The sequence below is a fragment of the Sphingomonas trueperi genome (assembly GCF_011927635.1).
Lineage (GTDB): Bacteria > Pseudomonadota > Alphaproteobacteria > Sphingomonadales > Sphingomonadaceae > Sphingomonas > Sphingomonas trueperi.
In genome coordinates, this window is sequence record NZ_JAATJB010000009.1 from 38,771 (window position 1) to 64,128 (window position 25,358).

22 protein-coding genes and 1 pseudogene are annotated in these 25,358 nt (G+C 67.5%); 11 read left to right on the forward strand and 12 right to left on the reverse strand.

Annotated features, from left to right (window positions below):
- Positions 1–205: 205 nt before the first annotated feature.
- Complete coding sequence (locus tag GGR89_RS14190; RefSeq protein ID WP_209092269.1) at positions 206–2,410, forward strand: glycoside hydrolase family 3 N-terminal domain-containing protein; 2,205 nt, start codon at positions 206–208, stop codon at positions 2,408–2,410.
- A 353-nt stretch (positions 2,411–2,763) separates the two neighbouring features.
- Here GGR89_RS14190 and GGR89_RS14195 read toward each other — a convergent pair whose 3' ends face one another.
- Together GGR89_RS14195 and GGR89_RS14200 are read right to left on the reverse strand one after the other, a co-directional pair.
- Positions 2,764–3,447: a Fe2+-dependent dioxygenase gene (locus tag GGR89_RS14195; RefSeq protein WP_125977601.1), complete on the reverse strand. Its 684-nt coding sequence runs from the start codon at positions 3,445–3,447 to the stop codon at positions 2,764–2,766.
- A gap of 143 nt (positions 3,448–3,590) precedes the next feature.
- Positions 3,591–5,987, reverse strand: coding sequence for a TonB-dependent siderophore receptor (locus GGR89_RS14200; protein WP_241218064.1), 2,397 nt, complete (start codon positions 5,985–5,987; stop codon positions 3,591–3,593).
- 383 nt (positions 5,988–6,370) lie between these two features.
- Here GGR89_RS14200 and GGR89_RS14205 point away from each other — a divergent pair, with 383 nt between their 5' ends.
- Entirely contained in the window at positions 6,371–7,282 is a 912-nt protein-coding gene (locus GGR89_RS14205) for an alpha/beta hydrolase (RefSeq protein WP_125977603.1), read from the forward strand.
- A gap of 36 nt (positions 7,283–7,318) precedes the next feature.
- Here the strand turns inward: GGR89_RS14205 and GGR89_RS14210 are convergent, their stop codons facing one another.
- From GGR89_RS14210 to GGR89_RS14220, 3 genes are all read right to left on the reverse strand, one after another.
- Complete coding sequence (locus GGR89_RS14210; RefSeq protein ID WP_125977605.1) at positions 7,319–8,593, reverse strand: MFS transporter; 1,275 nt, start codon at positions 8,591–8,593, stop codon at positions 7,319–7,321.
- Positions 8,594–8,661: 68 nt separating this feature from the next.
- Positions 8,662–8,970: a UBP-type zinc finger domain-containing protein gene (locus GGR89_RS14215; protein ID WP_125977607.1), complete on the reverse strand. Its 309-nt coding sequence runs from the start codon at positions 8,968–8,970 to the stop codon at positions 8,662–8,664.
- A 123-nt stretch (positions 8,971–9,093) separates the two neighbouring features.
- Positions 9,094–9,513 carry a DoxX family protein gene (locus GGR89_RS14220; protein ID WP_125977609.1) on the reverse strand — a complete coding sequence of 140 codons (420 nt, stop codon included), beginning with the start codon at positions 9,511–9,513 and terminating at the stop codon, positions 9,094–9,096.
- 216 nt (positions 9,514–9,729) lie between these two features.
- Between GGR89_RS14220 and GGR89_RS14225 the strand changes: the two genes are divergently transcribed.
- The 4 genes from GGR89_RS14225 (at position 9,730) to GGR89_RS14240 (ending at position 11,798) form a co-directional block, all read left to right on the forward strand.
- Positions 9,730–10,044 carry a hypothetical protein gene (locus tag GGR89_RS14225; RefSeq protein WP_125977611.1) on the forward strand — a complete coding sequence of 105 codons (315 nt, stop codon included), beginning with the start codon at positions 9,730–9,732 and terminating at the stop codon, positions 10,042–10,044.
- A gap of 11 nt (positions 10,045–10,055) precedes the next feature.
- Positions 10,056–10,451 (forward strand): OsmC family protein, encoded by a 396-nt coding sequence (locus tag GGR89_RS14230; RefSeq protein ID WP_125977613.1) that lies wholly within the window; start codon positions 10,056–10,058, stop codon positions 10,449–10,451.
- Positions 10,448–10,930, forward strand: a complete 483-nt coding sequence (locus GGR89_RS14235; RefSeq protein WP_125977615.1) for an OsmC family protein — start codon at positions 10,448–10,450, stop codon at positions 10,928–10,930. The genes GGR89_RS14230 and GGR89_RS14235 overlap by 4 nt, the downstream gene beginning before the upstream one ends.
- A gap of 64 nt (positions 10,931–10,994) precedes the next feature.
- Positions 10,995–11,798: a transporter gene (locus GGR89_RS14240; protein WP_164521781.1), complete on the forward strand. Its 804-nt coding sequence runs from the start codon at positions 10,995–10,997 to the stop codon at positions 11,796–11,798.
- 24 nt (positions 11,799–11,822) lie between these two features.
- Here the strand turns inward: GGR89_RS14240 and GGR89_RS14245 are convergent, their stop codons facing one another.
- Together GGR89_RS14245 and GGR89_RS14250 are read right to left on the reverse strand one after the other, a co-directional pair.
- On the reverse strand, positions 11,823–12,122 hold the full coding sequence (locus GGR89_RS14245; RefSeq protein WP_167712986.1) for a hypothetical protein: 300 nt from the start codon (positions 12,120–12,122) through the stop codon (positions 11,823–11,825).
- A 78-nt stretch (positions 12,123–12,200) separates the two neighbouring features.
- Positions 12,201–13,130 carry a LysR family transcriptional regulator gene (locus tag GGR89_RS14250; RefSeq protein WP_125976667.1) on the reverse strand — a complete coding sequence of 310 codons (930 nt, stop codon included), beginning with the start codon at positions 13,128–13,130 and terminating at the stop codon, positions 12,201–12,203.
- 120 nt (positions 13,131–13,250) lie between these two features.
- Between GGR89_RS14250 and GGR89_RS14255 the strand changes: the two genes are divergently transcribed.
- Positions 13,251–13,949 (forward strand): pirin family protein, encoded by a 699-nt coding sequence (locus tag GGR89_RS14255; RefSeq protein ID WP_125976668.1) that lies wholly within the window; start codon positions 13,251–13,253, stop codon positions 13,947–13,949.
- A 263-nt stretch (positions 13,950–14,212) separates the two neighbouring features.
- Positions 14,213–16,417 (forward strand): UDP-galactopyranose mutase, encoded by a 2,205-nt coding sequence (gene glf, locus GGR89_RS14260; protein WP_125976714.1) that lies wholly within the window; start codon positions 14,213–14,215, stop codon positions 16,415–16,417.
- A gap of 17 nt (positions 16,418–16,434) precedes the next feature.
- Here the strand turns inward: glf and GGR89_RS14265 are convergent, their stop codons facing one another.
- Entirely contained in the window at positions 16,435–17,574 is a 1,140-nt protein-coding gene (locus GGR89_RS14265) for a cellulase family glycosylhydrolase (protein ID WP_125976715.1), read from the reverse strand.
- Positions 17,575–17,798: 224 nt separating this feature from the next.
- Between GGR89_RS14265 and GGR89_RS14270 the strand changes: the two genes are divergently transcribed.
- From GGR89_RS14270 to clpX, 3 genes are all read left to right on the forward strand, one after another.
- Entirely contained in the window at positions 17,799–20,000 is a 2,202-nt protein-coding gene (locus GGR89_RS14270; protein ID WP_125976669.1) for an SDR family oxidoreductase, read from the forward strand.
- Between the two features lie 90 nt (positions 20,001–20,090).
- A complete protein-coding gene (locus GGR89_RS14275; RefSeq protein ID WP_084579678.1) occupies positions 20,091–20,747 on the forward strand; it encodes an ATP-dependent Clp protease proteolytic subunit in 657 nt (218 codons plus the stop codon).
- Between the two features lie 145 nt (positions 20,748–20,892).
- Positions 20,893–22,158: an ATP-dependent Clp protease ATP-binding subunit ClpX gene (gene clpX, locus GGR89_RS14280; RefSeq protein ID WP_064311561.1), complete on the forward strand. Its 1,266-nt coding sequence runs from the start codon at positions 20,893–20,895 to the stop codon at positions 22,156–22,158.
- 107 nt (positions 22,159–22,265) lie between these two features.
- Here the strand turns inward: clpX and GGR89_RS14285 are convergent, their stop codons facing one another.
- From GGR89_RS14285 to GGR89_RS14295, 4 genes and pseudogenes are all read right to left on the reverse strand, one after another.
- The gene (locus GGR89_RS14285; RefSeq protein WP_125976670.1) at positions 22,266–22,871 is read right to left on the reverse strand and encodes a hypothetical protein; all 606 of its coding nucleotides are present in this window, start codon (positions 22,869–22,871) and stop codon (positions 22,266–22,268) included.
- Between the two features lie 104 nt (positions 22,872–22,975).
- Positions 22,976–23,221: pseudogene (locus tag GGR89_RS22340) on the reverse strand (methyltransferase family protein); the annotation flags it as partial.
- A 30-nt stretch (positions 23,222–23,251) separates the two neighbouring features.
- The gene (locus GGR89_RS22345; protein ID WP_241217995.1) at positions 23,252–23,578 is read right to left on the reverse strand and encodes a hypothetical protein; all 327 of its coding nucleotides are present in this window, start codon (positions 23,576–23,578) and stop codon (positions 23,252–23,254) included.
- Entirely contained in the window at positions 23,575–25,260 is a 1,686-nt protein-coding gene (locus tag GGR89_RS14295; protein WP_125976716.1) for a M1 family metallopeptidase, read from the reverse strand. Before GGR89_RS14295 ends, GGR89_RS22345 begins: the two co-directional genes overlap by 4 nt.
- Positions 25,261–25,358: the final 98 nt, after the last annotated feature.

The window sequence follows — 25,358 nt, forward strand, 5'->3', positions numbered from 1 at the left end:
GACGGCTTGTTTGCCGGTCTTGGCGTCAAGCTCTTGATGTAACCGGTTACATGAAGCAATAGCGGGTTGCAAGATTGTTGATGCAGCGGCCGATGTAGGGTCGCGCTGTGGGAGGAAACGCGTGAAGGACGGCCAGATTTCGAGGCGTGCGGTGTTGATCGGGGCGAGCGCGGCGGCGGCCTGGGCGGCGAGCCCGGCACGCGCGATGCTGCTCCAGGCGGGGGGGAAGAAACTGCCCGCCGCGGTCGAGTCGCTGCTCGCCCAGATGACCGTCGAGGAGAAGGCCGGGCAGCTCACGCTGATGGCGGCCGCCTGGTCGGGTGGGGCGGCGGTGACGCTCAATCCTGCGGGTGCCTCGTCGAACTTCGACGGGCAGCTGGCCGAGGTGCGCGCGGGACGCCTGACCGGCGTGTTCAACGGCAATGGTGCTGCAATGGCCAAGCGGATGCAGACGGTCGCCACGCGCGACTCGCGGCTCAGGATCCCGCTGCTCTTCGCCGCCGACGTGATTCACGGATTTCGTACCGTCTTCCCCGTGCCGATGGGCGAGGCGGCGAGCTTCGATCCCGATCTCGCCGAGCGCACCGCGCGTGTCGCGGCGGTGGAGGCGGCGGCCGCCGGAATCGACTGGACCTTCGCGCCGATGGTCGACATCGCCCGCGACGCGCGGTGGGGCCGCGGCGTCGAGGGCGCCGGCGAAGACGTGCTGCTCGGCAAGCTGATCGCTGCGGCGCGGGTGCGCGGCTTCCAGGGCGCCAAGGGACTCGAAGCGGCGGATGCCGTCGCCGCCTGCGCCAAGCATTTCGCCGCCTATGGCGCGGTGGAGGCGGGGCTCGACTATAATACCGTCGACATTTCCGAGCGGACGCTGCGCGAAACCTATTTCCCGCCCTTCCAGGCGGCGCTGGCGGCAGGTGCGCCGACGGTGATGGCGTCGTTCAACGAGCTGTCGGGCATCCCGGCCACCGCCAACGAATGGCTGCTCACCGAAGTGCTGCGCCGCGAATGGGGCTTCGACGGGCTGGTCGTCTCCGACTATACCGCCGACGAGGAACTGATCGCCCACGGCTTCGCGGCGGACGCGCGCGAGGCGACCAAGCTCGCCTTCATGGCCGGCGTCGACATGAGCATGCAGAGCGGCTTCTACATCAAGCACCTGCCGGACCTGGTCGCGAGGGGGGAGGTCCCGATGGCGCGGCTCGACGAGGCGGTGCGGCGGGTGCTGGCGCTGAAGGTGCAACTCGGCCTGTTCGATGATCCGTTCCGCCGCATCGATCCGGCACGCGAGAAGGCGCGGGTGCGCACGCGTGCCAACCTCGCGCTCGCCCGCGAGGCGGGGTCGCGCTCGATCGTGATGCTCAAGAACGAAGGCGGGCTGCTGCCGCTGCCGCGCGCGGGCAAGAAGATCGCGCTGATCGGGCCGTTCGCGAGCGGGCTGCACGATCTGATCGGCCCGTGGAACGTCTATGGCACCGATGCCGAGGCGGTGGATCTGGCCACCGGCGTCAAGGCGCTGGTCCAGGATCCGGCGCTGGTGAGCGTCACCGCGGGCGCCGGGCTCGACGGCCCGATCCCCGGTGGGATCGAGGCGGCGGTGGTTGCGGCGCGCGCCGCCGATGTGGTCGTGCTGGCGGTGGGCGAGCATGCCCGCATGTCGGGCGAGGCGCAGTCGCGCTCGGCGATCGTCGTGCCCCCGGCGCAGATGGCGCTGGCCGAGGCGGTGGCGGCGACCGGCAAGCCGGTGGTGGTGCTGCTCCGCAACGGCCGCGCGCTGGCGCTGGAGGGCGCGGTCCTAAAGGCACCGGCGATCCTCGTCACCTGGTTCCTTGGCTCCGAGGACGGGCCGGCCATCGCCGACGTGCTGTTCGGGGTGGTGAGCCCCTCCGGGCGGCTGCCGGTCTCCTTCCCGCAGGCGACGGGGCAGGAGCCCTATCACTATGACCACAAGCCGACCGGCCGCCCCAATCCGGCCGGCCCGCTGCAGGAATACAAGACGCATTTTCGCGAGTTCCCGAACCAGGCGCTGTTCCCGTTCGGCCACGGCCTGACCTATGGCGAGATCGCGTATAGCGACCTCGATCTCGGCGGCGGCCAGCTGTCGGCAGACGGCAAGCTCGTGGTGTCGGCGACCATTGCCAACAGCGGGTCGCGCGCCGCGGAGGAAGTGGTGCAGCTCTATATCCGCGACGTGGCGGCGAGCGTCACCCGTCCGGTGCGCGAATTGAAGGCGTTCCGCCGCGTCGCGCTCAAGCCCGGAGAGCGCAAGCAGGTGCAGTTCACGCTGAGCCGTGCCGACCTGCTGTTCATCGGCCAGACGCTCAAGCCCACGGTGGAACCGGGCAAGTTCCAGCTCTGGATCGCGCCTTCGGCCGAAGCGGAAGGCGTGTCGGGCAGCTTCGAACTGGTGTGACCCTCTAATCCTCCCCCTGGCGGGGGAGGACACGCTTGCGGCCAGGGTGGCGCTCCGCCCGCCCGTGCAGTGCGCGCGGGATTGGTTCGGAACCGCTTACCCAACGCTCCGATAGTGGTTGCTTTGTGCTTGGCCGTTTTTTGCGAACAGGGGCAATTAGCTGCCCTCCGGTTGGCACATTAACTTCGCCACATCTCCAGAACGGCCGCAATCGGAAGAGGCAAGTGCGTGGCCGAATGACCGCAACTGATGTCGTGGACGGCTCTCAACCACAGCGCCGCCCGTCGATCGATCCCGATAAGCGAGGGGCCTAGCCAGGAATCAACGCCGCCCCCACAGCGGCAACAACCGCCTTACGCGTCTGCCCAGCGGCGCAGCAGATTGTGGTACACCCCCGTCAGCGCCACCACCTCGGCATGGCCCTGCCCGACTTCGCCGACCAGCCCCTGGATCGAGCGATCGAGGTCGAACAGGATCCGCCGCGCGCCGTCGTCGCGGACCATCGATTGGAGCCAGAAGAAGCTGGCGACCCGCGCGCCGCTGGTCACCGGCGTCACCCGGTGCAGACTCGACGAAGGATAGAGGATCGCGTGCCCCGCGGGCAATTTCACCGACTGCGCGCCGAACAGCCCCTCGATCAGCAGTTCGCCGCCGGCATAGGCCTGCGGATCTTCGAGGAACACGGTCATCGACAGGTCCGAACGCACGCGGAACTCGCTGCCGCGCTGGATGCGCACGGCATTGTCGACGTGCAGCCCGAAATTCTGGCCGCCGGCATAGCGGTTGAACAAGGGCGGGAAGATCTTGAGCGGCAGCGCCGCGGCGATGAACAAGGGCGAGCGCGCCAGTGCGTCGAGGATGATCGCCCCCGCCTCGCGCGCCGCCGGGTGCGTCTCGGGCAGCTGCTCGTTGCGCTTGGCGAGCGCCGCCTGCGGGCCGGAGGTGACGTTGCCGTCCACCCATTCCGCCGCATCCACCAGCGCACGCACCCGCGCCAGCTCGGCGGGCGACAGCAGGTCGGGGATCGGGATCAGCATGCACACACTCCTGCGCGGGAAAACATCCTGCCCTGTGATCATCCCGCGCCCTGCGGGACATGCGCCAGATCAAGGGCGGAGAAAAGAAGCGGCCCCTCCCGGCATGGGAGCCGGAAGGGGCCTAGGCGTCGCGGCCTTCGCGATCAGAAGCGATAGTTGAGCGTCAGCACCGCCGCGCGGCCATCACCCGGGGTCGCCCAGCCATTGTTGCGGATGCGCGTGTAGTAGAGCGAGTCGGTCACGTTCTTCACGTTGACCTGCGCCGACAGGGCACGGGTGATCTCGTAGGAGAGGAACGCGTTGTGGACCCAGTAATCGGGGCTGTAGAGCACCTGCGGCGCGGTCGCCGTCGGCAGGTTGAACGCGGCCTTGCCCTGATAGGTCACGCCGTAGCCGAGCGTGAGCCCGAACGGCAGGCGGTAGGTGCTGAACAGGCTGCCCGAATGATTGGGCGTGTTCTGTAGTTCGGCATCCTTGCCATAGTCGATCGTGCCCGCCGGGCTGTTCTGCGCGATGCTGCGCAGTACCTTGCCGTCGAGATAGGTGTAGTTGGCGGTGATCGACCAGGCCTTGGTGATCTGGCCGACCGCGCCCAGCGCGACGCCGTTGACCCGCGACTTGCCGTCCAGCTGCTGCTCGGGGACCAGCGGGTCGCCGGTCGCCACCTTGTAGTTGGTGCGCTCGTTGCGGAAGAGCGCCGCGGTGAGCAGCAGGCGCCCGCCGAACACTTCGGCCTTGCCGCCCACTTCATAGTTGCGCGCGGTTTCCGGATCGACGTTGCAGGTCGCCGCGGTGCACGAACCGTTGACCGAGGTCTTGGACGGCGTCTTGGAGTTGCCATAGGCGACGTAGAGGCTGATCGCCTTGATCGGCTTGTAGACCAGGCCCGCGCGGTAGGAGAACAGCTTGTCCTTGTTGTAGAACACGGTGCCCGGCGTCACCTGGCCCAGCGTCGCCGTGGTGGTGGAGACGGTATCGGCGCGGTAGCTGCCGTCGTTCGACTCCCAGCGTAGGCCGCCGTTGATCTCGAAATGCTCGCCGAGCTTCATCGTGTCGAACAGATAGACGGCATAGTTGGTCAGCTCGCCGGTCTGCCGCGCGCTTTCGATATAGTTGATCGGGCCGGTATAGACGTTGCTGCCATAGACGCGCGCGATCCCGCTGGCCGCCGCCGGGCCTGTCACCACCGCGTTGGGATTGGCGATGCTGATCAGCGGGTAATAGAGCAGCGGGTTGGTGCCGTTGGCATTGCGCAGCACGTTGCCGGTGGAAAGATAGAATTTCTCCCAGCTCGCCGCGGCACCCAGCGTCACCGAATGCTCGATGAAACCGGTGTTGAACCGCGCCATCAGGTCGACCTGGTCATAGGCGAGCTGGTTGCGCGTGTTGCGGGTGTTCCCGCGCGGGCCCGAGGCATAGTAATAGCCGGCCGGCACCGTGAGCGTGCCCGTGGTCGCGCCGGTGAAGGCGACTGTGCACGGCGTGCCTGTGGGGGTGAGGCCGTTCGCCAGGCACCAGGTGCCCTGGGGCGGATCGACGATGCTGTGCTGGGTCACGTCCTGCCAGCGCGTGACGTTACGGATCGTCACCCGGTCGTTGAAGTGATGCTCGAAGGTTGCGGTCGCCTGGTCGACATTGCTCTGCTGCGTGTCGACGTTGCGGAAGCCGAAATAGCTGGCGCGGCTGACACCCGGCAGCGCGCCGCCGGCGACCTGATAATAGGGCACGCCATATTGCGGCGTGTTGTCGTCCTCCTGGTGGAGATATTGCAGCGTCAGCTTGGTCGGGCTGTCGATGCCGATCGTCACCGCCGGCGCCACGCCCCAGCGCTTCATCGTCTCGACATCGCGGCCGGGCACGTCGTTGTCGTGCTTCATCGCGTTGAGGCGGAAGGCGATCAGCTCGTTGACGCGCACATTGGCATCGACCGTGCCGCGATAGTAATTGTCGGTGCCGATGCCGCCCGAGGCGAGGATGCGGGTGTTCGCCTGCGGCTTCTTGGTCACCATGTTGATCGAGCCGCCGACCGAGCCCGCGCCGTTCTGCACCGAGTTGGGGCCGTTGACGACTTCGAGCTGTTCGAGATTGAACGGATCGGTGCGGGTATACTGGGCGCTGTCGCGGATGCCGTCGACGGTTATGTCAGTATTGGCCGAATAGCCGCGCAGGTTGATCGAATCGCCATAGCCGCCGCCGCCTTCGCCGGCACCGAAGGTGATGCCCGGAACGGTCGACAGCATGTCGCGCAGGGTGAGCAGATTCTGCTGCTCGATCACCTCGTTGGTGAGAATGGTGATGGTCTGCGGCGTGTCCCGCACGGGCCGCGTCGCCTTGGGCGACTGCTGGTGCGGCGAATAGGGTTGGCCGTTGACGATGATCGTATCGCGATCCTGCAAGTCCCCATCGGATGCCGCGCTGGTCGTAGTGCCGTCGTTCGCGTGCTTGTCCTCGGCCTGGGCGGGTGCCGAGACGAGAAAGCCTACACAGGCGAGTGCAACGAAAGCCGGCGCGCTGGCCAGCGTCGCGGAAGTGCGATTCACGTAATTCCCCTTTGAACGTCGTTACGGGAGCGCCTATTGCGAGCAATTCGCATTGTCAATGCGATTGCGAGCGATTTGCATAAACTCCGGCATGGGGTGGCGGTACGCTGGGATTCTGGGGAAGTGCCCGGCGTCGGCCCCTCTAGACCGAGTAATCCACCGAAGTGCCGCCCGCGACGCCAAAACCCACGATACTAACTTTCGAGAACTAATCAGTATTTATATGATTTATTCCCTTTGATCCGAACGCTTCGATCGATCAACAGGCCGATTTAATTGTTGGACAAACGTGATGCGGGTGCTGATACTCGGCCAAAGCAATTAACGGGGAGGATTGGATGCGTTCACATTCGTTGAAACGTCGGCCCGCACTTGCGCTGTGCATGGGCTTCACCCTGGCGACGCTATTCGCCGCGCCGCTGCCCGCGCTGGCACAGAACGACAAGATGACGGCGATCGCCACGCCCGCGCAGCCGAGCGCGATCGAACTCGGCACCGGCTCGCTGCCCGGTGCTACCGCGACCGAGAGCTGGCACAGTCAATATGGCAGCGTATTCGCCCGCAACGTGACGGTGGCGACGCTCACCCCGTTCCTGCCCGATCCCGCCAAGGCGAACGGCACCGCGGTGATCGTCGCACCGGGCGGTGGCTTCACCTCGCTGTCGATGCAGAACGAAGGCTGGGACGTCGCCAAGGCGCTCGCCGCGCACGGCGTCGCCGCCTTCGTGCTCAAGTACCGGCTCAACCAGACGCCGCAGGACCTCGCTGCCTATGAAGCCGCGATGAAGGCGCGCTTCGCCGGCGGCGGGGGCGGGCCCCCGCGCGGTGCCGATCCCAAGGCGATGATGGCGGGCATCGCCACCCAGGTGACCGACGCGCGCGCCGCCTTCGCGCTGGTGCGCAAGCGCGCGGCCGAATGGCACGTCCAGCCGGACAAGATCGGCATGGTCGGCTTTTCGGCGGGCGCGATGCTCACCCTGGCGACGGCGCTCGACGGGCAGGACGCCAAGCCCGCCTTTATCGGCACGATCTACGGCCCGCTGACCACCTTCCAGGTCCCCGCCGACGCGCCGCCGCTGTTCGTGGCGCTCGCGGCCGACGATCCGCTGTTCGGCAATACCGGCTTTGGGCTGATCGATAGCTGGCGCGGCGCCAAGCGGCCGGTGGAGTTCCATTTGTTCGAACAGGGCGGCCACGGCTTCGGCATGTATCCCAAGAAGACGACGAGCACCGGATGGTTTGGCGAATTCGTCAGCTGGATGACGATGCACGACTGGATCAGGGCGGGCGCGTGATCTCCCCATATCCTCCCCCGTCAGGGGGAGGATGGGTCAGGCCAGCGTATCCCGCCGCAGCGGCAGCGCCAGCACCGCCGCCAGCGCGCCGAGCAGCAGCGCCGCCGGTCCCGCGAGCATCAGCCAGCGGATCGCCGCCAGGCTGCTCGCCCCCTGCGGCGCCCCGGCGACGAAGCCGCTCGCCTGGTAGATCGCGCCGATCGCGAACCCCGACGCCGCCAGCGCCGCCTTTTGCGCGAGCGCGAAGGTGCCGAACGCGATCGCCTCCACCCGCACGCCGCTGCGCGCCGCGCCCCAGTCGACGCTGTCGGGCAGCAAGGTCCAGGCGGCGAGCCCGAAGCCTGCGAACGCGACCTGCATGCCCAGCAGGAACAGCGTCGCCGCGCCGACGCCGGGCGCCGGCAGCAGCACGAAGCCGGCGGGCAGGGCCAGTGCGAGCCCGCACGCCGCCAGCCACGCGGCCCGCGCCCCGGCCCGTCGCGCCGCGATCGTCCAGAGCGGCGTCGCGACGAGGCTGGCGAAGGCCATCGCCGCCAGCGCCTGCGGCCCGGCGGGATCGTCGGCGAGCACATAGCGGAAGAAATAGAGCACCGACTGCGTCGTCAGCGCCGCCGCGGCCGCGCCCGCCGCCGCCGCGAGGTTGAGCGCGACGAACGCACGATTGCGCGCGAGCAGCATCAGCGCCGGGCCGATCGCCGGGCGGGTCGCCGCGTCCCCCGATGGCCGCCGCTCGGGCACCATCCACGCGATCGCCAGGAGCAACGGCACGCCGAGCGCAGCGAGGAGCGCGCTCGCCGCGCCGTAGCTCCCCAGCGCCCGCACCAGCCCCGGCAGCGTCCCCGCGACCAGCGTCGCGGCGACGGCGCCGAAGATCATCCGCAACCCCGCGAGCAGCGACCGCTCGGCGCTGGTACCCGCCAGTCGGGTCGTCCAGGCCGAATAGGGGATGTTGGTGAAGGCGTAGAGCGTGCGGAAGCCGAGCTGTGCCGCCAGCGCCGCGCCCCAGCCGCCCACCGGCACCGCGAACATCGCGACAAAGGCGAGCCCCAGCGGCACGGCGCCCCAGCCGATCAGCCAGCGATAGGGCCGCCGCATCCGTTCGGCGATCACGCCCGCGACGAAGTCCGCCGCGCCGTCCCAGGCCGCGCCCACCAGGAACAGCGTGCCGGCCAGCGCGGGGGCCAGCCGCAGCGTGTCGATATAGAAGAACAGCAGGTAGAGATTGACCGCCTGCCAGTAGAGATTGAACGCGAAATCGCCCGCGCCGAACAAGAGGAGTGCGGCGCGGGACGCCGGGGCGGGCGGGGTCATCGAAGCGGCGGATGCGCGATCATCGGCACCGTCTTAGCGCCCGGCCCGCGCCTGTCCACGGCGCGGGTTCAGAAGAAGCGCGGGATCGGGCCCTGCTGCGGCGTCTGGTCGGGCAGGTCTACCTCGATCCCGTCGGCATAGCACCAGCCCCAGCCTTCGGGCGGGTCATAGCCTTCCATGATCGGATGACCGGTTTCCTGGAAATGGGCGGTGGCGTGGCGGTTGGGGGACTGGTCGCAGCAGCCGACATGGCCGCATTCGCGGCACAGCCGCAGATGGACCCACCAGCTGCCGGTCTTAAGGCACTCCTCGCAGCCCTTGGCGCTGGGGGTAACCTCGCGGACCGTGTCCGAATTCATGTGCGTGCAGCGGGTCATGGCGATCTCCTTGCAGGCGGGTCTAGCGGAGACCGGATGCCGGATCGCCTGTACGCATGGATGGGGACGCGAAAAGGGGCCGCACCCCTGGTGCGACCCCTTTCAACGCGGTTTCAGATCGTCTTAGCGGCGGGCGTCGAGGCTCCAGCCGCCGGCGCCGAACGCGACGACCTGCAGCAGGCCGCCCGCCATCGCGATGTTCTTGAAGAAGTCGATGAACTGGTTCTGGTCGCCCAGCGCCGAATGGAAGGCGAGCGCGGTCGCGACCGAGAAGGCGGCGAGGATCCCCGCCACGATGCGGGTGCGATAGCCGAGGATCAGCGCGATGCTGCCGCCCAGTTCGACGAGCAGCGCAATCGCGAAGCCCAGCTGCGGCAGGGGCAGGCCTGAAGACGCGATATAGCCGATCGTCGCGCCCGGTGCGGCGAGCTTCGACAGGCCGCTGAGCAGGAAGATCGCGGCGATGCCGATGCGGCCGACCAGCGGCAGGGCCGACTGAACGTTGGTAGGGGTGGCGGTGTGAGAATAAGGTGCGGTAGCCATGATGTGTCTCCGAAAGAGGGCGGGGACCGATCTGCCTCGCCTGGTGACCGGAAGATGGCCCCGCCGAGATGGCCTGAGAACTGGAATAAAGTCGTCCCATATGTTCGACTATATCGAACAGTAGCTGTTCAACTCCCTCGAACGATAGCGTCGAAACTATCCGGCTGATCGGAAGTGCGTCGCCGGGCTAGAAACGGCCCAACACAGGAGGTTTCGATGGACCGATACACAGCACCCGAACTCAGCCAGACCGAATGGGCCGCCGTCTCGGTGGCCTTCCAGGACGCGGCGGCCTGCGGCTGCAGCGCCGTTGCGGCAACCGAAAAGCCCTCGCTCCTCGGCCGCGTGGCGGACACGCTGTTCGGCGCCCGCCGCCCGACGCCGCTGGCCAACCCGCGGCTGGAGGCGATCCGCCAGTTCGTCTGCACGACGCGCCGCCAGCGCCGGCCCGCCGCGCATCTGGTGCCGGTGCTCGCCGACCATGGCTTAAACCCCGCGCAGATCGAAGCGATCGCGCTGCTGGCGATCTGAGGGCCACGACCATGCTGCACACCACCGCCCATATCGGCCCCGAGGCGATGGAGACCCGGATCCAGGCCGGCAGCCACGCGCTCCTCGCCGACGAGCCGCCGAGCAATGGCGGCCGCGACGCTGGCCCGGCGCCCTACGAACTGCTGCTCGCCGCGCTCGGCGCATGCACCGCGATGACGCTGCGCATGTACGCCGACCGCAAGGGCTGGCGGATCGATTCGCTCGATGTCGACCTGCGGATCCTCGGCAGGCCCGAGGAACGGCACATCCGGCGCGTGCTGACGATCACGGGCCCCGATGCGGCCGCCAAGGCACGGCTCGCCGAGATCGCCGAACGCACGCCGGTGACGCTGACGCTCAAGCAGGGTATCGCGATCGAGACCAACTTGGCGGAGCAGACGGCATGAGCAGCGAAGTGGCCCTGGACGCGATCGCGCGCGATACCGGCGCGGGCAAGTTCCAGGTGGCGGTGCAGGTCGCGGGCGTGGCGCTGATGCTCGACGAGCCGGTGTCGGTCGGCGGCATGGGATCGGGGCCGACGCCCTATCAGATGCTCGCCTCGGCGCTCGCCGCCTGCACGACGATGACGCTGCGCGTCTATGCGCTGCAGAAGGGCTGGCCGGTCACCGGCATCCGCACGCTCGCCGGGCACCAGCGCCAGGCAGGCGTGCAGCCGGCGGACCTTTTTACCCGGCGGATCGAGATCGAGGGCGCCCTCGACGACACCCAGCGCGCCCGGCTCCTCGAGATCGCCGATCGCTGCCCGGTACACCGCACGCTCACCGGCGGTGCACGCGTCGAGACCGAACTCGCCGATGCCGCCGCGCCGACCGAACCCGCCGCCGCCCATGCCGCCGATCTGGAGCATGCGATCCGCGACGCCTGAGGCTTCTGTTTCGAAACATTTCCGACATGGCATCGTTGGGCCCTCCACACGCTCGGGGGATGACATGGTACGCGCTGCACGGATATTGGGTCTTACGACGGCGCTGCTGGCGGAGGGCAATGCCTTTGCCGACGATGATCCCCGCTTCTGCCCGACCCGCCCGAGCATCGGCGCATCGAGCTGCACCACCGAGCCGGGCCGCGTCCATGTCGAGGCCTCGTTCGTCGACTGGGAGCGCGACGACGCCGCCGACCAGCGCGGGGACCGGATCGTCACCGCCGACCTGCTGGTGCGTGCGGGCGTAGGCCCCAAGACCGAGGTGCAGCTGGGCTGGACCGGCTATGGCCAGGACCGCACCCGCGACAAGGCCGGCGCGATCCACCGGGTGACCGGCACCGGCGACCTGCGCTTCGCGATGCGTCAGCATCTCGCGGGCGAGAAGGGCAAGCCTTTTTCCGCCGGCGTCGAGGGCTTCTTCACTGCGCCCACCGGCAAGTCACCGATCGGCGACGGCACCTGGTCCGCGGGCGCCATCGTGCCGGTACAATATGACCTGACCGAGAAGCTCGCTGTGGCCTTCACCGGCGAGGCCGATGCCGCCGCCAACGAGAGCGGGCAGGGGCGGCACTTCGCGGTCAGCGGGATCACCAGCCTGCGCTACAAGCTCAGCGAAAAGGTGACGACGACTGCGGAATTCTCGCTGGAGCGGGACAATGATCCAGAGGGGCACGAGACCCATGCCCTCGCCGCGCTGTCGACGGCATGGAGGCCGACCAAGGTGCTGCAGCTCGATCTGCTGGCGGTGGCGGGGCTGAACCACAACGCGCCGGACGTGCGGCTGGTCGCGGGCGGGGCGGTGCTGTTCTAGCGAGGAGGTCAAACACCAGCGAGATCAATCGCGTGTGTTCATCTTGAAATGGACGATGTATAAGCGAAGAAGCTCAGCGAGTATAAGCTGCGCCTCCGCCGTGTTCAGTGCACGATATCCGCTTTTCTCGATCGCTATGCATACGCCAGCGTCCCCGCTTCGCGCGAACTCGATGCTTCTGCGCAACGCTCCGCGAAAACCTTCGTCTAGATCTGGATATGCCTGGCCGAGACCTGCCATTTCAGCTGCGGCCGTATCCAGAGTGTCTTGGCGAACATAGGCGCCAAAGATTTGCTGAAGCTGTTCGCTCAGATGTGCATCCATGCGCCTCAGATAGGAAATGCGCGCTACTCAGACTATCGTCTCATAGCAAAGACGGCGGCTGCGCAATGCGATTGCGTTCTACGCCTCGCCAAGCCCCTCCAGATCCACATCCTCGCGCCCCACCTCAACGAACCGCGCGCGCAGCCACGACGCCGCCGGTCCGGGCGGCACATCCCGTCGCCAGATCGCGCCGAAGCGATACATGCCGCCGGGGCTCTCCGGCATCGCCAGCCGCACCAGCGTGCCGGCGACCAGGTCCGGCTCGATCAACGGCAGCGGCATGTTGCCCCAGCCGATGCCTTCGCGGAGCAGCGCGTGCTTCGCGCCCAGGTCCGCCAATCGCCAGGTGCGCGGGCTCATCACCGCGAAGTCGCGGCCGGCGGTGAGCGGCGAGCGGTCGGAGAGCACGAGCTGGACATGGTCGCGCCCCGCGCCGGGCGGGATCGGGTCCATCCGGCCGAGCGGATGGTCGGGCGCCGCCACCGGCACCATCGCCACCGATCCCGCCGCCTCGCACTCGATCCCGTTCATGCCCTGTGCCAGCGGCCCCGAGATGCCGAGCACCGCCTTGCCGTCCAGCACCAGACTGGTGATCGCGCCCAGCGCCTCGACATGCAGCCGCAGCGTCACCGTGGGGAATTCGGCGCGGAAGGCACGCAGCACTTCGCCCAGCCGGCGGGTGGGAAGCATCACGTCGACGGCGAGGTTCACCTCTGCCTCCAGCCCGTCGAGCAGGCCCTTCACCTTGGCGCGCAACCCGTCGATGCCCTGCGCCACCGTCCGCGCCTCGGCCAGCACCGCTTCGCCGGCGGTGGTGAGGCGCGGCTTCTTGGTGCCCTCGCGGTCGAACAGCAGCACGCCCAGCTGCGCCTCGAGATTGGCGATGCCGTAGCTGATCACCGACACGGCGCGGTTGAGCTGGCGTCCCGCGCCCGCAAAGCTGCCGCTGTCCACCACGGCGAGGAAGATGCGGAGCTGGTCGAAGGTGGGCGTGCCCGGGTTTGACATTTCTATTTCCTGGAACGTTTGCGTCAAACTTATCCGACTGACTGGAGAAGTCGAGCCCGCCTATATCCCGGTCATCGAAACGGCGCCGCGGCCCGGCGCACCCCCAAAGGGAGACCCACAATGATCGAACTTCGCCCCTTTTCCAGCCTCGGCGGTGCCAACCATGGCTGGCTCGACGCCAAGCACCATTTCTCCTTCGCCAACTATTATGATCCGGCCCGCACCAGCTGGGGCAATCTGCGCGTGTGGAACGACGACACGATCGCGCCGCAGACCGGCTTCCCGCCGCACCCGCACCGCGACATGGAGATCATCACCTATGTCCGCGACGGCGCGATCACCCACCAGGACAATCTGGGCAATCACGGCCGCACCGTCGCCGGCGACGTGCAGGTGATGTCGGCAGGCACGGGCATCGCGCACTCGGAATATAATCGCGAGGACGAGACCACCCGCATCTTCCAGATCTGGATCCAGCCGACCCGCGGCGGCGAGAAGCCGAGCTGGGGCACGCGCCCCTTTCCGAAGACCGACCGCGCCGGCCAGTTCGTGGTGTTGGCGAGCGGTTTCGAGGGCGATGGCGACGCGCTGCCGATCCGCACCGATGCCCGGGTCGTGGGTGCGACCCTGCGCGCCGGCGAGACAGCCGAATATACGCTCGGCAGCGATCGCCGCGCCTATCTGGTGCCCGCCACCGGCGCGGTGGAAATCGACGGCACGCGGGTCAACGCCCGTGACGGTGCCGCGATCAAGGATGTCGAGGTGGTCAAGATCACCGCGATCGAAGACAGCGAGATCGTGATGGTCGACGCGGCCTGAGCAACAGGCGGGCGGTACTTCGGTGCGGCCCGCACTGCCTGCGTGAGACTAAATTGCATTAACTTGTATCATGCTGATTTAAAAAGAATTGTTGCTATCGTCTTGGAACGGCAACAAGCTTGGGTGGGTTCTCTCTGTTGACCGCAACAGGGAAACCGTCCTTGACCAACCATGCCGCAAGCACCCGACCGAGCAGCAACTTCGCGCTGATCTGCTTTTCGCATCTTCGCTGGAACTTCGTCTTCCAGCGCCCCCAGCACCTCATGACCCGCTTCGCGCGCAACATGGATGTGCTGTTCTGGGAAGAGCCGATCGACAACGACAGCCCCACGCCCTGGCTGGAGCTTCGCGACGAAGGGAATGGGGTCACCGTGGCAGTGCCGCATCTGCCCGGCAGCATGGGCGGCGATGCGCGCACGGCGGCGCTCCGCGCGCTGCTCGACGATCACGTCGCAGGCATCGGCGCACAGCTGATCCGCTGGTACTACACGCCGATGATGCTGCCCTTCTCGCGGCATCTGGCGGCCGCCTGCACCGTCTATGACTGCATGGACGAACTGAAGAACTTCCGCTTCGCCCCGCCCGAGCTGATGCCGCTGGAGCAAGAGCTGTTCGGACTTGCGGACTTGGTCTTCACCGGCGGCTACAGCCTCTACGAAGCCAAGCGCGAAAGCCATGCTTCGGTCCACCCGTTTCCCTCAAGCGTGGATGCCGCGCATTTCGCGCAGGGCCGCGCGCTGGTGCAGGACGTTGCCGATCAGGCCGGGCTGCCGCGCCCGCGCCTCGGCTTCTACGGCGTCATCGACGAGCGGATGGACCTCGGGCTGATCGCCGCGCTTGCCGATGCGCGTCCCGACTGGACGATCGTGATGGTCGGTCCGGTGGTGAAGATCGATCCTGCCGAGCTGCCGCAGCGTGCGAACATCGCCTGGCTCGGCTCCAAGAGCTATGCCGAGCTGCCGCTCTATGCCGGCGGCTGGGACGTGGCGCTGATGCCGTTCGCGATCAACGAGGCGACGCGCTTCATCAGCCCGACCAAAACGCCCGAATATCTCGCCGCCGGCCTGCCGGTGGTGTCCACGCCGATCGTCGACGTCATCCGCCATTATGGTGACGTCGCGGGCGTGTTCGTGGCGGATGGCGCGACTGCGTTTGTCGACGCGTGCGACCAGGCGCTGGCCCTGCGCCGCACCGGTGATGCCTGGCGGATCGAGGCGGACACGCTGCTCGCCGAGCAGAGCTGGGACCAGGTTGCGGCGCGCATGCTCGGGCTGATCCTGCAGGTGGCGGAACCCGATCAGCCGCTGCTCAAGCCGGTGCGCAGCGACCACTATGACTATCTGATCGTCGGCGCGGGCTTCGCCGGATCGGTGATGGCCGAGCGGCTGGCAGCCGATGCCGGCAAGCGCGTGCTGGTGATCGACAAGCGGCCGCACATCGCGGGCAACGCCTTCGACCACAAGGACGAGGCGGGCATCCTGATCCACCAATACGGCCCGCACATCTTCCACACGAACAGCGCGGATATCTTCGAGTATCTCTCGCGCTTCACCGCGTGGCGGCCGTACGAGCATCGCGTGCTCGCCGAGGTGCGCGGGCAGCTGGTGCCGATCCCGATCAACCGGACGACGCTGAACGCGCTGTTCGGCCTGTCGCTGGAGACCGAGGAGCAAGCGGCCGAGTTCCTCGCCGCGCGCGCCGAGCCGGTAACCGTGATCCGCAGTTCCGAGGACGTGGTGATCTCGGCAGTGGGCCGCGAACTCTACGAGACCTTCTTCCAGGGCTATACCCGCAAGCAATGGGGGATCGACCCCTCCGAGCTCGACAAGAGCGTCACCGCGCGGGTGCCGACGCGGACCAACACCGACGACCGCTACTTCACCGACCGCTTCCAGGCGATGCCGCGCGACGGCTTCACCGCGATGTTCGCGAAGATGCTCGATCATCCGAACATCGACCTGGAGCTCGGCGTCACCTTCGAGGAGGCGAAGCGGCGGTTCAGCTTCGACCAGATCGTCTATACCGGGCCGATCGACGAGTATTTCGACTTCCGCTTCGGCAAGCTGCCCTATCGGTCGCTGCGCTTCGAGCATGTCCATGAGGATCGCGAATGGGCGCAGCCGGTGGCGGTGGTGAACTATCCGGACGAGAAGGTGCCATACACGCGCGTGACCGAGTACAAGCACCTCACCGGGCAGCAGGCGCCGAACACCAGCCTGACCTATGAGTTTCCGAGTGCGGAGGGGGACCCCTATTACCCGATCCCGCGGCCGGAAAACCAGGCGCTGTTCAAGCAGTACGAGGCGTTGGCCGAGGCGACCAAGGGCGTGCTGTTCGTCGGCCGGCTGGCGACCTACCGCTACTACAATATGGACCAGGTGGTCGGGCAGGCGCTCGCCACGTACCGCCGCCACATCGCCGAGGAACGCGAGACCCCGCCGCTCAAGGCTGCGGCGCTGGCGGAGTGAGGCAGGGAAGGCGGCGATCAGGCCGCCTTCGCCTCGTCGTTCGGCCGGTTCGGATTTGCCTTGCCGTCGTCTACTTCGATCAGCGGCCAGTGCGGCGCCTTGTCGTCGAGCGTGCGCAACAGACGGAGGAACTCGACCTCGGTGGCGTCATAGGGGACGCCGCCGACGTCGAAGATGTCATGGAACCACTTGTCCTTGAGCCCGGCCAGATTCGGGTTTTCCCAGGCCGCCCAGGGCAGGTGGGTCTGCGTCTTGCCGCGCACCAGGCCCCAGCAGAAGGCGCCGACATGGCGCGCCTTGGCGACCGGCAGGATCGCCTCGAAGGTGCTGCCGGCCGGGCGCGCCATGAACTCGGTGCACCAGATCGGCCGCTCGAACACGCTCAGCCAGTCGATCCGCTGGGCGAAATCCTCGGCGGTGCCGTAATTGTGAAACGAGATCACGTCGGACAGGCCGGTCTGCGCCTGCTGGAGAGGCGTGAGCAGCGCGGGCGAGGACCAGTCGCCCAGCCAGATGCCGCTGGTAAGCGGCTGGACCGGGCGCATGCTGCGCGCCCAGCCGAACGCGTCGACCAGCAACGGCAGGACGAGGTCGGCCTTGGCGCCGAGCTCGACCGCGTCGCACAGCGACACCTCCGGGCCGTTGTCCGGCTCGTTCCAGATATCCCAGGCGAGCACCCGGCGATCGGTGCGGAAGCGGCCAACCACGCCCGTGATATAGGCTTCCAGCCGCGGCCGCTGGGCGGGATCGCGCAGCGCCGGGATGCCGGGCGACTGCACCCAGCCCGAATTGTGCACGCCGGGCTTGGGCGCCGGCTGCGGCCCGAGCGCGGGATCGGGGTGCCAGCAGGAATCGAACAGCACCAGCATCACCCGGATGCCATAGCCGTCGGCCACCGCGAGCAGCGTGTCGATGCGCGCGAGAAAGCCCTCCGGATCCTCTGCCCAGAGCAGGTCGTGCAGGTAGACGCGCACCGCGTTCATGCCGACGTCCGCGGCCAGCGCCAGCTCGGCGCGGATCGCCGCGATGTCGAAGGTGGCCGCCTGCCACATTTCCAGCTGGTTGATCGCGTTCGAGGGCGTGAAGTTGCAGCCCATCACCCAGGGCTGTTGCGCGTACCACGCCTTGGCTTCTGCTTCCGTCCAACGCCCAACCATCGTCTCACACTCCGCCGCCGGCATCGCCGGGATCTGCCCATAACCGTTGCTAACCATGTTGTTTTTATAGGCGGAGAAGTGAATTGGGGATGTACCCGCTACGCGCTTCTGCGGAGGGTTTCCGGGTGCTTTTGCGACGAACCGAGCGCGCGGCCTAACCCAGGTTCGCGGCGAACCGCGGCGGGAAATGCATCTTCTCCGCCGTGCAGTCTTTGAGAGGGCCGATGTCACCACTCGAACTCTGGGGCGGTGCCGAATGCACGGTGAATCGCGTCGGCGACCGGTATCGCGATCAGACCATCGAGACCGGGCATCACGACCGGCTGGAGGATCTGGATCGTATCGCCGCGCTGGGCGTGACTGCATTGCGCTTCCCGGTGCTGTGGGAGCGGGTCTGCCCCGACGATCGTGAAGACTGCGACTGGGGCTGGAGCGACACCCGGCTGGCGCGGATGCGCGCGCTCGGCATGCGGCCGATCGCCGGGCTGGTCCATCACGGCAGCGGCCCGCGGCGCACCGATCTGCTCGATCCCGAGTTCGGCGGGAAGCTCGGCGACTATGCGGCGCGGGTTGCCGAGCGCTATCCCTGGATCGCGGACTGGACGCCGGTCAACGAGCCGCTGACGACCGCCAGGTTCGCGGCGCTTTACGGGCATTGGTATCCGCACGCCCGCGACGAGGGCAGCTTCTGGCGCGCGCTGGTGCATCAGGTCGAGGGCGTGGTCTGCGCGATGGCAGCGGTGCGGGCGGTGCGGCCGGATGCACGGCTGATCCAGACCGATGATCTCGGCAAGACTTATGGCACGCCTGGCACGCAGGCGCAGGTCGCCTATGATAATGACCGGCGCTGGATGTGCTGGGACCTGCTGTGCGGCCGCGTCGTCCCCGGCCATGCCCTGTGGGAGCGCCTGGCCGGCTTCGGGCTGGCCGGGAAGCTGGAGGTGCTTGCCGACGCGCCCTGTCCGCCGGACGTGATCGGCATCAACCACTATCTGACAAGCGATCGGTTCCTCGACGAGAATGTCGCAGCCTATCCGCCGGCGATGCGCGGCGGCAACGGCAGCATCGCCTATGTCGATACCGAGGCGGTGCGCGTTCTAGATCCCGCGCCGGACGGGCTGGCCAACGCACTGGCCGAGGCTTGGGCGCGCTACCGTATCCCGATCGCGATCACCGAGGTCCATAACGGCTGCACGCGCGAGGAGCAGATGCGCTGGATGCGGGATGCCTGGGAGGATGCCGAGGCGGCCCGGGCCGCGGGTGTCGCGGTGCAGGCGGTCACGGCCTGGTCGCTGTTCGGCGCCTCGGGCTGGAACACGCTGCTGACGGAACCGGGCATCTACGAGCCCGGCGTGTTCGACGTCCGCGGCGGCGAACCCCGGCCCACGGCGATGGTGCCGCTGCTACGGGCATTGGCTCGAGGCGAACGGCTCGCCCATCCCGCGCTCCACGGGGAGGGCTGGTGGCGGCGCGACCTGCGCGTTACGCATCATCCCAGGCCGCATCCCAATCCTGGCACGCGCTTCGAGAAGACGGGCGAGGTTCGGCGCACGGTGCTGATCGCAGGCGCCACCGGCACGCTGGGGCAGGCGCTGGCCCGCAGCTGCGAGGTGCGCGGGCTCGCTTATGTTCTTGCCAGCCGGGCAATGCTCGACCTCAAGGACGGCGCCTCGATCGCCGCCGCGCTCGGTACGCATCAGCCCTGGGCGGTGATCAACGCGGCTGGCTGGGTCCGCGTCGACGATGCAGAGGACGAGGAAGCGGCATGCTTCGCCGGCAACTGCCTCGGGGCGACCGAGCTCGCGATGGCCGCCGCCGAGCGCCACATCGCGACCGTAAGCTTCTCTAGCGACCTGGTGTTCGATGGCGCACTCGACCGGCCCTACACCGAGGCCGATCCCTGCGCGCCGCTCGGCGCCTATGGCCGCAGCAAGGCCGCGTTGGAGGCGGCGATCGGTGGTCTGCCTGGACGCCATCTGGTCGTTCGGACGGCGGCGTTCTTCTCGCCTTGGGACCAGCACAATTTCGCGGTGCATGTCGTCGAGGCGCTGGCGGCCGGGCGGCGGTTTGCTGCTGCGGACGACCAGGTCGTGTCGCCCGCCTATGTGCCCGACCTGTGCAACGCGGTGCTCGACGAACTGATCGACGGAACGAGCGGCATCCTGCACCTCGCCAACCGGGGGGCGGTACACTGGGCGGACTTCGCTACGTCAGTAGCCGAAGCCTGCGGGCTGCCGGCCCGATTGGTCGATGCGGTTCCCGGCAGAACGCTCGGCTGGAAGGCGCCGCGCCCGCGCCATGTCCCGCTCGCCAGTCAGCGGATGCCGTCCCTCGAGACCGCGCTGCAGGCCTTCGCCACCGCGCCGGAGGTGCTGGAGCGCATCGAGCGAGCCGGGCAGGGGGCTGGCGCGCTGCAATCGGCCTGAGCCCGGCCCCTCCGGCAATGCCCCTCTTGCGCTGGGCAGCCGGAGCGCCGATGTAGTCGCGGGCAATAAACAACCACGAGATCATCCCACATGCATCCGCTTTCCGGTCAGATGACCATCGATCCCGTCACCGGCGCACTCGTTCCTATCGTCATCGAGCAGTCGAGCCGCGGCGAGCGCAGCTTCGACATCTATTCCCGCCTGCTGCGGGAGCGGATCGTGTTCGTCACCGGCCAGGTCGAGGACCATATGGCCTCGCTGATCACCGCCCAGCTGCTGTTCCTCGAATCGGAAAACCCGAAGAAGGACATCTGGATGTACATCAATTCGCCGGGCGGCGTCGTCACGGCGGGCATGGCGATCCACGACACGATGCAGTATATCCGTCCGCGCGTCGGCACGGTGTGCATCGGCCAGGCGGCGTCGATGGGCTCGTTCCTGCTGGCCTCGGGCGAGCCGGGCCTGCGCGTGGCGCTGACCAACGCCCGCATCATGCTCCACCAGCCCTCGGGCGGTGCGCAGGGCATGGCGTCGGACATCGAGATCCAGGCCAAGGAAATCCTGCGGATCCGCGCGCGCATGAACGCGCTGTATTCGAAGTATACCGGCCAGCCGATCGAGAAGATCGAGACGACGATGGACCGCGATTCGTTTTTCGAAGCCGAAGAAGCCAAGGCCTTCGGCATCGTCGACGAGGTCTACGAGAAGCGCCCGGTGCCGAGCGAGGATGCGGCAGCGGCAAATTAACACTATATCCCTATCCTCGGCCGCCTGGCGATTCCCGGTGCATGGAACGTCGGGCGGGCGGGGCGATTTATGGATTGCCGGAATTTCGCCTGCGTGTAGGATGGCAGGCGAGCGTTACGCGCCCGAGGCGCGAAGGATGGATTGAATGACCAAGCTCAGCGGCGGTGACTCGAAGAGCACGCTCTATTGCTCCTTCTGCGGCAAGAGCCAGCACGAGGTGCGCAAGCTCATCGCCGGCCCGACCGTGTTCATCTGCGATGAGTGCGTCGAGCTGTGCAACGACATTATCCGCGAGGAAACCAAGTCCTCGCTGGTGTCCAAGAAGGACGGGGGCGTCCCCTCGCCGCAGGAAATCTGCGACGTGCTGGACGATTACGTCATCGGCCAGAAGAAGGCGAAGCGCGTCCTCTCGGTCGCGGTGCACAACCACTACAAGCGGCTGAACCACGGCGCCAAGGGTGCCGATGTCGAACTCGCCAAGTCGAACATCCTGCTGGTCGGCCCCACCGGCTGCGGCAAGACGCTGCTGGCGCAGACGCTGGCGCGCATCCTCGACGTGCCGTTCACCATGGCCGATGCCACCACGCTCACCGAAGCCGGCTATGTCGGCGAGGACGTGGAGAACATCATCCTCAAGCTGCTCCAGGCCTCGGATTATAATGTCGAACGCGCGCAGCGCGGCATCGTCTACATCGACGAGATCGACAAGATCAGCCGCAAGGCCGAGAACCCGTCGATCACCCGCGACGTGTCGGGCGAGGGCGTGCAGCAGGCCCTGCTCAAGCTGATGGAAGGCACCACCGCGAGCGTTCCGCCGCAGGGCGGCCGCAAGCACCCGCAGCAGGAATTCCTGCAGGTGGACACGACCAACATCCTGTTCATCTGCGGCGGTGCCTTCTCGGGCCTCGAGAAGATCATCGGTGATCGTCTGCAGGGCAAGTCGATCGGCTTCGGCGCGCATGTCGCCGCGCCCGACGAGCGCCGCACCGGCGAGCTGCTCCGCCAGACCGAGCCGGAGGATCTGCTCAAGTTCGGCCTGATCCCCGAATTCGTCGGCCGTCTGCCGGTGATCGCGACGCTGGAAGACCTCGACGTCGAGGCGCTGATCAAGATCCTGACCGAGCCGAAGAACGCCTTGGTCAAGCAGTATCAGAAGCTGTTCGACATGGAGGCGGTCAAGCTCGGCTTCACCGACGACGCGCTTACCGCCGTCTCGAAGAAGGCGATCGAGCGCAAGACCGGCGCCCGCGGCCTCCGCTCGATCCTCGAAGGCATCCTGCTCGACACGATGTTCGACCTTCCCAGCATGGACGGCGTCGATGAAGTGGTGGTCGACAAGGACGTGGTCGAGGGCCGCAAGGAGCCGGTCCGCATCTATGCGAAGAAGGAAAAGGCCGGCAGCGCCGCCTGATCCCGAACGGCAGCATCGAATAAAGGGCGCGTGGGTCCCTCGGCCTGCGCGCCTTCTTGTTTTATGTGGCGCCGCCAGCGCTCCGCCTTTGGCGACCGATGGATGGCTCAGTTTTTGCCGGTGCTTTCCTCTGCCTCGTCCAGTTCGAGCGGCCAGTCGAGGCCGTGCAGCAGCTCGGCGAATGCGGATTCGAGCTTTGCCGCGCGCGACCAGCTTCCGCGCGCCGCCACCAGCCAGGTCCCCCCCGCCGGGCAGAACAGATAGCTTTCGGAGGTGAGCGGCTGCTCCCTGCCGTCAAGCACGCCCTTCATGGTGAAACGTGCGTGATAGCCGACGTCGGGCGTGCGGCCGGACGGGGAGGGCCAGCGGTCTTCCGCCACCAGTTTCACATCGGCATTGCCCTGCGTGACGTTGCGTTCGATCTCGGCGAACGACGCCGCACAGTCCTGGTCCGGCGTCGCCGGGTAGACGTAGAGCGTGACGAAGCCGAGCTCGCCGCCGCGCCGCAGCGAATAGCCGGCGCTGACGTCGAGTTGCTCGGCGTCATAGGCGTGGATCCGGGTGCGCAGCGCGTTGCCCAGCCGCTCGGGGAAGGTCATGCCGCTGGCGCTGTGCGTCCAGTCGCCCTCGACCCGGAGGTCTTCCTGCGCGCCGGCGGGCACCGCCGCGAGCATCAGGGCGGGCCCCAGGATCAGGCCGCGAAACAGTGTCATTCGTCACCCCAGCAGATCGTGCGCGTCTCGTGGCGCGCGCCCAAAGGTCGCAGAGCGTTGCCGACGATGCAAGCCGGGCCCTGCCGGTACGCCCTGCGTGCGGGTCAGAAGAGGCGGGGCACGAAGCGCTTCACGCGCGCGGCATAGGCCGCATATTGCCGGCCGAACCGCGCCTGCAGAAGTGCTTCTTCTTTGATGACGCGGATCCAGGTGCCCCAGGCGAACAGCGGCAGCCCGAGGATCAGCCCGCGCCAATGGCCGAACGCCGTGGCCATCGCCAGCAGCAGGGCGAACAGCCCGGTATAGATCGGATGCCGGATCGTTGCGAACGGGTCCCAGGTGACGAGATCATGGTCGCGGCGGGTGCGCGCGGCGAAGCTCTAGTTGCTGCTCATCGCCGTTGCCGCCGAAAGGAACAGACCGATACAGGTGCCGACGAGGACCGCCACCATGACCGCCTGGCCGAGCGATGCCGCCGATGCCGCCTGCAGTGTCGGCCGCAGCGGGCCGAAGGCAACGCAGAAGAAGCCTGCGCCCTGCAGCCAGATCCCGCGGCCCGATCGGCTGCTGACCTCCGCCCCGGCCTCGCCGCGCCGTAAGCGGCGGAAGCGCACGAACAGCAGCGCCGCGACGAAACCCGCCAGCCCGATCAGCAGCGCGACGAGTGCCGGCACGCCGATCGGCGCGGGTGCGATGATCGCGATCATCGTTCTTTCGCCCAATGCTGGAAGGCATCCACCGCATCCGAACGGCGCAGGATATGCGCGTTCGGATCGAGTACGACATGCGCGGTGGCCGGAATGGTCAGCGTCGCGGTGCCGCCGGGCATCGCCACCTTCTGCAGCTTGCCGTCGATCAGGACGTCCACGGGAAGCGGGAACGGCCTGTCTTCGCGTGTCTTCCAGCGCAGCGTCAGCCGGTCACCGGCGCGCTCGCTGACCAGCTCGGGCAGGTCGGCCTGATAAAGGTAGACGTCGAAGAACCATTGCAGGTCCTGTCCGGTCACCTGGCGGACGATGCCGATATATTCTGGCGTGGTGCCGAAGCGCGGCGTGAAGTTGCCCGGCTTGGGGTCCGGCCGGCCATAGACGATCCGCCGGGTTACTTCGAAGAACTGGTCGTCGCCGATCAGGTAGCGCAGCGTGTGGAGGACCCAGGCACCCTTGTAATAGATGTCTTGGCCTGGGCCGCCCTTGCCTTCCTCATACACCTCTTCCTCGGTGCGGATCTTGCCTGCGACGATCGGCGCCTTGTTGCGGATGGCGAGGCGATACTGGTCCATCATCGCGGCGTAGCGGGCGTCGCCCTCCCGCCACTGACCGTAGAGCGGCTGCATATACTGGGTATAGCCCTCGTGCAGCCAGTAATCGTCCCAGTTTGCCGCGGTCAGCTGGTTGCCGAACCATTCATGGCCGAGCTCGTGTTGGAAGATCTCGTCGAATCCCGATGGCGTCCTGCGGTAGTTGTTGCCGTACGCGTTGATCGTCTGGTGCTCCATGCCCATGTGCGGCGTCTCGACCACGCCGAGCTTCTCGTCGCCCCAGGGGAAGGGGCCGATCATGCTTTCGTAGAAATCGACCGTCGGCGCGAACTCGGCGAACAGCGCCTCGGCCTTGGCCTCGCGGCCGGGCAGGTACCAATAGTGCAGCGGGAAGCTGTTGCCGAAGCGGCTCTTATAGCCGGCGGTCAGCTCCCGATAGGGGCCGATGTTGAGCGCCACGTCATACGGGTTGGGGCTCTTCGCGCGCCAGTGCCAGGTGGTGCGGCCGTCGGCGAGCGTTTCCACCCGCAGCAGCTTGCCGTTGGAGGGCGCCTTGAGCCCGGCGGGCACGGTGATGTGCAGGTCGACCAGCGCGGGCTCGCCCTGCGGGAAATCGAGGCACGGCCAGAACAGGTCGCAGCCATAGCCTTCCGCGGTGGTGGCGATCCAGGGCTTCTTGTCGCCGGGCGTGGTCGCCCAGACGAGGCCGTCGTCCCAGGGCGCGCGCACCGCGACATGCGGGGTTCCGCCATAGGCGATCTTGGCGACCACCGTGTCGCCGGCCTTGAGCGGGCGGGGCAGGGTGATGAACAGCCGGCCTTCGGGGTTGCGCCACTGCGCGGGCGTCAGCGGCTTGCCGTCGATCTTGATCGCGCTGACCGGCAGATTGCGGTCGAGGTCGATCTGCAGTTCGCGCTGCGGGGCGCTGGTGCGCAGGGTGAGCGTGGCGGTGCCATGCAGCGCGTAGCTGGCCGGCAGCACCTCGATCGCGAGATCGGCATGTTCGAGCCGCAGCGCGGTGCGCTCCGGCGCGATCGGGCCGCCCGAGGCCTGGGTCGTCGGCGTGATCGGCGGTTCCCCACGCTTCTGTGCCTGTGCCTGCCCCATGGTTGCCGCGAGTGCGGCCATGGTCATCGCGATCCTCGAAATCTTCAATGCGTCCCCCAAATGACCCTGCGGCCCCGTTCCGTCGGCGAATCGACAGGGTGCGGGCATGATAGCGCTGC

What these genes read in the sequence shown, in the direction of transcription:
- GGR89_RS14295 (WP_125976716.1), bottom strand. Translation starts at nt 25,260, where the DNA reads ATGGCCGCACTCGCGGCAACCATGGGGCAGGCACAGGCACAGAAGCGT.
- GGR89_RS14285 (WP_125976670.1), bottom strand. Translation starts at nt 22,871, where the DNA reads ATGACACTGTTTCGCGGCCTGATCCTGGGGCCCGCCCTGATGCTCGCG.
- GGR89_RS14210 (WP_125977605.1), bottom strand. Translation starts at nt 8,593, where the DNA reads ATGACCCCGCCCGCCCCGGCGTCCCGCGCCGCACTCCTCTTGTTCGGC.
- GGR89_RS14265 (WP_125976715.1), bottom strand. Translation starts at nt 17,574, where the DNA reads ATGGTTGGGCGTTGGACGGAAGCAGAAGCCAAGGCGTGGTACGCGCAA.
- GGR89_RS14205 (WP_125977603.1), top strand. Translation starts at nt 6,371, where the DNA reads ATGGGCTTCACCCTGGCGACGCTATTCGCCGCGCCGCTGCCCGCGCTG.
- GGR89_RS14195 (WP_125977601.1), bottom strand. Translation starts at nt 3,447, where the DNA reads ATGCTGATCCCGATCCCCGACCTGCTGTCGCCCGCCGAGCTGGCGCGG.
- GGR89_RS14215 (WP_125977607.1), bottom strand. Translation starts at nt 8,970, where the DNA reads ATGACCCGCTGCACGCACATGAATTCGGACACGGTCCGCGAGGTTACC.
- GGR89_RS14235 (WP_125977615.1), top strand. Translation starts at nt 10,448, where the DNA reads ATGAGCAGCGAAGTGGCCCTGGACGCGATCGCGCGCGATACCGGCGCG.
- GGR89_RS14220 (WP_125977609.1), bottom strand. Translation starts at nt 9,513, where the DNA reads ATGGCTACCGCACCTTATTCTCACACCGCCACCCCTACCAACGTTCAG.
- GGR89_RS14245 (WP_167712986.1), bottom strand. Translation starts at nt 12,122, where the DNA reads ATGGATGCACATCTGAGCGAACAGCTTCAGCAAATCTTTGGCGCCTAT.
- GGR89_RS14270 (WP_125976669.1), top strand. Translation starts at nt 17,799, where the DNA reads ATGTCACCACTCGAACTCTGGGGCGGTGCCGAATGCACGGTGAATCGC.
- GGR89_RS14190 (WP_209092269.1), top strand. Translation starts at nt 206, where the DNA reads ATGCTGCTCCAGGCGGGGGGGAAGAAACTGCCCGCCGCGGTCGAGTCG.
- GGR89_RS14225 (WP_125977611.1), top strand. Translation starts at nt 9,730, where the DNA reads ATGGACCGATACACAGCACCCGAACTCAGCCAGACCGAATGGGCCGCC.
- GGR89_RS14250 (WP_125976667.1), bottom strand. Translation starts at nt 13,130, where the DNA reads ATGTCAAACCCGGGCACGCCCACCTTCGACCAGCTCCGCATCTTCCTC.
- glf (WP_125976714.1), top strand. Translation starts at nt 14,213, where the DNA reads ATGACCCGCTTCGCGCGCAACATGGATGTGCTGTTCTGGGAAGAGCCG.
- clpX (WP_064311561.1), top strand. Translation starts at nt 20,893, where the DNA reads ATGACCAAGCTCAGCGGCGGTGACTCGAAGAGCACGCTCTATTGCTCC.
- GGR89_RS14255 (WP_125976668.1), top strand. Translation starts at nt 13,251, where the DNA reads ATGATCGAACTTCGCCCCTTTTCCAGCCTCGGCGGTGCCAACCATGGC.
- GGR89_RS14275 (WP_084579678.1), top strand. Translation starts at nt 20,091, where the DNA reads ATGCATCCGCTTTCCGGTCAGATGACCATCGATCCCGTCACCGGCGCA.
- GGR89_RS14240 (WP_164521781.1), top strand. Translation starts at nt 10,995, where the DNA reads ATGGTACGCGCTGCACGGATATTGGGTCTTACGACGGCGCTGCTGGCG.
- GGR89_RS14230 (WP_125977613.1), top strand. Translation starts at nt 10,056, where the DNA reads ATGCTGCACACCACCGCCCATATCGGCCCCGAGGCGATGGAGACCCGG.
- GGR89_RS22345 (WP_241217995.1), bottom strand. Translation starts at nt 23,578, where the DNA reads ATGATCGCGATCATCGCACCCGCGCCGATCGGCGTGCCGGCACTCGTC.